Origin of the sequence: Tepidanaerobacter sp. EBM-49 (assembly GCF_001896645.1) — a bacterium.
Classification (GTDB): Bacteria; Bacillota; Thermosediminibacteria; order Thermosediminibacterales; family Tepidanaerobacteraceae; genus Tepidanaerobacter; species Tepidanaerobacter syntrophicus.
In genome coordinates, this window is the sequence record NZ_MPPE01000053.1 from 63,410 (window position 1) to 69,409 (window position 6,000).

Here is a 6,000-nt window from a genome sequence, read left to right on the forward strand (position 1 = left end):
CATTGATTCTATCATACTATTTATGTCTTGGAAATAGGAGGGCAAAACATGTCAAATCAAATCAATGAAAAATTAATGGGCGGAGTAATAATGGATGTTACTACACCGGAACAAGCTAAAATTGCTGAACAAGCAGGGGCAGTAGCTGTCATGGCGCTCGAGCGGGTGCCTGCTGATATAAGAAAGCAGGGCGGCGTTGCTCGTATGTCAGATCCAAAAATAATCAGAGAGATTAAGGAAGCAGTATCTATCCCCGTCATGGCAAAGTGCCGGATAGGGCATTTTGTCGAGGCACAGATTTTAGAAGCTTTAGGCATAGACTACATAGATGAAAGCGAAGTTTTGACACCTGCAGACGAATATTTTCATATTGACAAAACGAAATTCAAGACGCCTTTTGTGTGTGGTGCAAGAAATCTGGGCGAAGCTCTTCGCCGCATAGGAGAGGGAGCGTCTATGATTCGCACTAAAGGGGAAGCAGGAACAGGCAATGTAGTTGAGGCAGTAAAACACGTCCGCACTGTGATGGGGCAAATCAGAGACTTGGCAAATACGCCGGATGAAGAGCTTATGAGCGCTGCAAAGGAGATGGGAGCTCCTTTTGAACTTATAAAATATGTTGCAAAAGAAGGCAAACTTCCTGTTCCAAATTTTGCGGCAGGCGGTGTGGCGACACCTGCTGATGCGGCCTTACTGATGCAGCTTGGCTGCGACGGAGTATTTGTGGGCTCAGGCATATTTAAATCATCAAATCCGGAAAAAAGAGCAAAAGCCGTTGTAAAAGCAGTGGCAAATTATAATAATCCGGATGTTCTTGCAAAGGTATCCGAGGACCTGGGCGAAGCTATGCAGAGCTTAGAAATAGAAAAGCTTGAAGATCGTTATGCTGAGCGCGGATGGTAATACAGTATCATAGATAATTATTTTTCAACATACAGCTGCCAAATCTTTTTTTATAAGGTTTTGACGGCTGTTTTTTATTTATAGAGAGATTTTTTCTGTATTTTATCAATTTATTTGACTGTTTCGGTTGTAAATCGGCGAAGAAATTGATAATATTATTGGTAATATTAGGTTTTTACAGGAGGACGAGAAAGCGGTGGATAAAAAGCGTGTTGTTATAGTGGATGACTCGGATTTTTCTGTTTTAATTATTAAAGACATTTTAGAAAAAAATGGTTTTGAGGTTGTAGGCCATGCCGGCACATTAGATGAAGTGATATCTGTAGTATCAGAAACAAAGCCGGATCTTGTGACAATGGATATAACCCTTCCCGGAACCGATGGTTTTGAGTGCACCAAAGAAATACATAAAATCGATAAGGGGATTAAAGTAATCGCAGTAAGTTCTATGCTTGATGATGAAATGCTCCAAAAAGCGAAAAACTTCAATATAAGCGGTTATGTGCAAAAACCGATAGATGAGGAAGAATTTATACTGGCTGTTAAAAGAGTTTTAGATGACGAAGAGCTGTTTAAACATTTCCAAAGCCTATACCTTCCAATCTTCAAAGAGGCTTTTTCAGATGCTCTCAATAGAATGACAAAAACAATAGCTACATACAAAGGAGAGCGGCTGTCCAATGAAACAATACAATCCAAAGGAATAGCGGTGGTTGTTGGAATTATAGGTAAGTATTCAGGAAGAATGATTCTTGATATGTCAGTGGAAAGCGCAACAGCTCTTACTGATAAGATGCTTAAAAAAGAGAGCAGCAAACAAACTGAAATTATTGCGGCTATCGGAGAGTTTGCAAATATTGTATCAGGAAACGCCTGTTCTATGCTCAACAGGGAGAACAAGGTATTCGGCTTGAGGGTATCTCCACCTTCGGTGTTTTACGGTAAAAGCCTGAATATCTCATCTGCCAAGATTAAGACCTATTCAGTAACGATTGACACAGAATTTGGCGAAATGATTTTAAATATTGGTTTTAGCAGAGGTGATTTTGAGTGGATGTAAAATATGCAGCTCCCTTTCTTGCGGCATTTCAAAATGTACTGCCACAGATAGGTTTTCAAATTATTAACCAGGGTGAAGTAATTATTAAAGGAAAAAATTTGCGGACAGATGGTATACTTATAATAGTAGGACTGGTTGGGGATCTAAAAGGTAATGTGGTTTATTCCATGAGCATGGATGACGCTAAAAAAATAGCTTCCAAAATGATGATGGGCATGCCTGTTGATGAGTTTGGCGAAATGGCTCAAAGCGCTTTATCTGAACTGGCAAATATGCTTACTGCAAACGCCAGCACCGAATTTTCAAAAGAGAATGTAAGTATGAGCATTTCAACACCTACCCTGATGTATGGAAAAGATATTACTACAAAATTGAGCACAGAAAACATTTTATGTGCGGAAGTAGGTCTTGATGATGGAATAAGTGTTGAAATAAATATTTCAATTGAGTGATAAGGCGTAGGCAAGCTTTGTCTTTTCAAGGGCTGTTAAAACAATTGGCAGTTATTTAATAACATTAAAAAAATATAAGGAGTGCAAAATTAATGTTTTACAAATTGCAGCTTTTACGCAGCAAGAAAAATGAAAAAGGTTTTACTTTAATCGAATTGATAATTGTTATAGCTGTTTTAGGGATTTTAGCGACACTTACCATCCCGAAAGTAATCGGCGTAAAGAATAATGCAGAGGCAGCAACTGATGAAGCAAACAAAAAAATTATAAGAAATGCACTGGAAAGGTATTATGCGGATAAGGCTACATACCCTTCTCAAGAGCAAGGGCTAAAAGTACTTGTGGACGAAAAATATTTAGACAATATTCCGGAAAAGGCAAATGGCAAAAACAAGGAGAATCAATCTTGGACATATACCGCCGGGGAAAGTAAAGATGGCAATATAGAAAGCTATACTTTAGAATAAGCAGTTTTTAAAGGATGAAAATTTTGTGGACTTTTTTATCTTTATATTAGGCTTGATTGCCGGCGAGTTTGTAAATACTTACATATATTTTTACCAAATACATCATAATAAATCGAGTCCGGGCACATCTTCTTTATTTAAAGGAAAATGCAGGAAGCTATCTAAAGGTTTAGGACAAATTGTATTGATAGAACTTTTGTGTGCCGCCTTGTGCCTTATGGCATTTTGCAAATTTGGGCTCACTTTCAAGTTTCTATCTTCAATAATCCTGCTAACTGTTCTTGCCATTGCAACTTTTATTGACATGGAATTTCAAATTATACCTGACAACATAGTTTTGCCTGCTGCCGCGGCAGGGATTTTACTGCATGCTTTTTTGGGGAAAGAAATTTTTTTATATCACTTGGCAGGTTTTGCTGTAGGGTTTGGCATAATTTTTCTGATAGCTTTCTTTGCAAAAGGCGGTATGGGTGGTGGTGATGTAAAACTTTTTGGAATGGTTGGCTTGTTTTTAGGGGCAAGGCTTACTATTCTTGCACTAATACTTTCATTTATCTTAGGCAGCGTTATAAGTCTTATACTAATATTACTGAAAATCAAAAGCATTAAAGATGTTATACCTTTTGGTCCTTTTATAGCGCTGGCTTCTGCCATAAGTCTATTTTTTGGCGACAAAATAATTTTGTGGTTTGTGTTAAATAAAATTTTTTAATTTATAAAGAAGGTGTAAAAAGTGCGTAAAGCTATTTTTTCAGTGCTTGTCCACAATGAATATGGTGTTGTTACAAGAATTTCAGGGCTTTTTACAAGGCGAGGCTTCAATATAACGAGCTTTACCGGCGAAGAGACTGATAACCCGAAAATATCCCGCATTACCATAGTGGCAGAAGGCGATGAAAGAGAACTGGCTCAAATAAAAAGCCAAGTAGAAAAACTGGTTGATGTAATAAAAGTAGTAGAGCTTGACGTTAATACTTCTGTACAGCGAGAACTTGCCTTAATCAAAGTCAAAACTGATGATACAAACAGAACAGAGGTTTTTCAAATTGTTGAGACATTCAGAGGCAAGATTATTGATATTGATCCTGAATCGATAATCGTAGAACTTACGGGAGATTTAAGTAAGGTGAAGGCATTTTTAGAGTTAATGAAGCGCTATGGAATAATCGAAATAGTAAGAACCGGTGGAATAGCCCTGCAGCGCGGCAAAGGAAGTATCCATGATGTGCCTGTGGCAGATGAGACGCCGGCAGTGAAGGAGGAAACTTTATGATAAGTGACAGAGTTAAAAAAGGAGTAATGAGAGCACCGCATCGCTCTTTATTTTACGCCATGGGGTACACCGAAGAAGAGCTTGACAGACCCCTTATAGGCATAGTCAATGCCCAAAATGATATAATTCCAGGCCATATTCACTTAGATACCATTGCAGAGGCGGCAAAGAAAGGTGTGGCAATGGCCGGCGGAACCCCTATAGAATTTCCGGCGATCGGAGTATGCGACGGCATAGTTATGGGCCATATCGGTATGAAGTATTCTCTGGCATCACGAGAATTGATAGCAGATTCAATAGAGACGATGGCCGTTGCCCACGCATTTGACGGATTAGTTCTCATACCTAATTGTGATAAGATAGTGCCGGCAATGCTTATGGCAGCGGCGAGGATTAATATTCCGACTGTTGTTATAAGCGGCGGTCCCATGTTTGCAGGCAGATATAAAGGTAAAGATGTAGACCTTAACACATGTTTTGAAAAAATAGCTGAATATACCTCAGGTAAAATAACGGAAAAAGAACTTGAAGAAGTAGAGCATGCCGCCTGTCCGGGATGCGGCTCCTGCTCAGGTATATTTACGGCAAATTCCATGAACTGCTTAACGGAAGCGTTAGGTATGGGCCTACCCGGCAACGGGACGATACCGGCATGTTCCGGGGCTCGGGTTGCCCTTGCAAAAAAGGCTGGGATGCAGGTTATGGAAATGGTAAGAAAGGATATAAAACCGCGGGATATAATGACACGAGAAGCCTTTGAAAATGCGATTACAGTAGATATGGGTATGGCGGGTTCCACCAATACAGTCCTTCATCTTCCGGCAATTGCTCATGAAGCAGGGATAAAATTGGAACTGGATATATTTGACAAGATAAGCCAGAGAACACCTTATCTTGCAAAGCTTGCACCTAGCGGACACTACCATGTCCAAGATTTACATGAAGCAGGAGGAATACCTGCCCTTATGAAAGAGCTTTCTCGAAAAGGACTGCTCAATTTAGATTTAATGACGGTAACCGGTAAAACAATAGGGGAAAATATTGCAAATGCCGAAATTAAAAATACAGATGTTATCCATGCCATAGAAAATCCATACAGAGAAACGGGAGGTCTTGCGATATTAAGGGGCAACCTTGCCCCGAACGGCGCAGTGGTCAAAGAAGCTGCGGTAGCCCCCGAAATGCTGTATCATGAAGGCCCTGCCCGCATCTATAATTCTGAAGAAGAAGTTACCGAGGCGATTTTCTCCGGAAAAATTCAAAAGGGCGATGTAGTAGTTATCCGGTACGAAGGCCCGAAAGGCGGTCCCGGCATGAGAGAAATGCTTTCCCCTACTTCGGCCATAGCCGGGATGGGGCTTGACAAGGATGTAGCCCTGATTACCGATGGTAGATTTTCCGGCGCAACTCGTGGAGCAGCTATTGGGCATATTTCTCCTGAGGCAATGGAAGGCGGTCCTATAGCCCTTCTTCAAGATGGCGACATCATTCGAATAGATATAAATCATCGCAAAATTGAAGTACTTCTTTCAGATGACGAACTTGCAAAACGCAAAACCTCATGGCATAAACCCGAGCCAAAGGTAAAAACAGGGTATCTTTCCCGCTATGCCCGCTTGGTGACATCAGCTTCTACCGGCGCAGTTTTAGAATAATTATAGAATAATTAGAATATGAGCACAGACACAGCACAAAGGAACAGAAAGAAACAGACAGCACAAACAACAACAGCACAGAGGCATAAGCAGCACAGAGGGACGGTTCTTTTGTGTTGTCAGACAACACAAAAGAACCGTCCCTTGTAATATGAGATAGAAGGGTTATCCATTTTTTAATGCAGCAAAA

The 6,000-nt window shown here is 40.3% G+C and carries 7 protein-coding genes; all 7 read left to right on the top strand.

Going from position 1 to position 6,000, the window contains the following annotated elements; translation table 11 throughout:
• Positions 1 to 48 precede the first annotated feature (48 nt).
• The 7 genes from pdxS to ilvD all read left to right on the top strand — a co-directional run bounded on the left by pdxS (position 49) and on the right by ilvD (position 5,810).
• Positions 49 to 903, top strand: a complete 855-nt coding sequence (gene pdxS / locus BUE08_RS09535) for a pyridoxal 5'-phosphate synthase lyase subunit PdxS (RefSeq protein ID WP_286680824.1) — start codon at positions 49 to 51, stop codon at positions 901 to 903.
• Positions 904 to 1,099: 196 nt separating this feature from the next.
• Positions 1,100 to 1,963: a response regulator gene (locus tag BUE08_RS09540; protein ID WP_059032295.1), complete on the top strand. Its 864-nt coding sequence runs from the start codon at positions 1,100 to 1,102 to the stop codon at positions 1,961 to 1,963.
• Complete coding sequence (locus BUE08_RS09545) at positions 1,954 to 2,415, top strand: chemotaxis protein CheX (RefSeq protein ID WP_059032297.1); 462 nt, start codon at positions 1,954 to 1,956, stop codon at positions 2,413 to 2,415. Before BUE08_RS09540 ends, BUE08_RS09545 begins: the two co-directional genes overlap by 10 nt.
• 92 nt (positions 2,416 to 2,507) lie before the next feature.
• The gene (locus tag BUE08_RS09550) at positions 2,508 to 2,882 is read left to right on the top strand and encodes a type II secretion system protein (RefSeq protein WP_202859724.1); all 375 of its coding nucleotides are present in this window, start codon (positions 2,508 to 2,510) and stop codon (positions 2,880 to 2,882) included.
• 25 nt (positions 2,883 to 2,907) lie between these two features.
• The gene (locus tag BUE08_RS09555) at positions 2,908 to 3,594 is read left to right on the top strand and encodes a prepilin peptidase (RefSeq protein WP_286680825.1); all 687 of its coding nucleotides are present in this window, start codon (positions 2,908 to 2,910) and stop codon (positions 3,592 to 3,594) included.
• A gap of 21 nt (positions 3,595 to 3,615) precedes the next feature.
• Positions 3,616 to 4,155 carry an acetolactate synthase small subunit gene (gene ilvN, locus BUE08_RS09560; RefSeq protein WP_059032300.1) on the top strand — a complete coding sequence of 180 codons (540 nt, stop codon included), beginning with the start codon at positions 3,616 to 3,618 and terminating at the stop codon, positions 4,153 to 4,155.
• Positions 4,152 to 5,810 (top strand): dihydroxy-acid dehydratase, encoded by a 1,659-nt coding sequence (gene ilvD, locus BUE08_RS09565; protein WP_213996655.1) that lies wholly within the window; start codon positions 4,152 to 4,154, stop codon positions 5,808 to 5,810. Before ilvN ends, ilvD begins: the two co-directional genes overlap by 4 nt.
• Positions 5,811 to 6,000 lie beyond the last annotated feature (190 nt).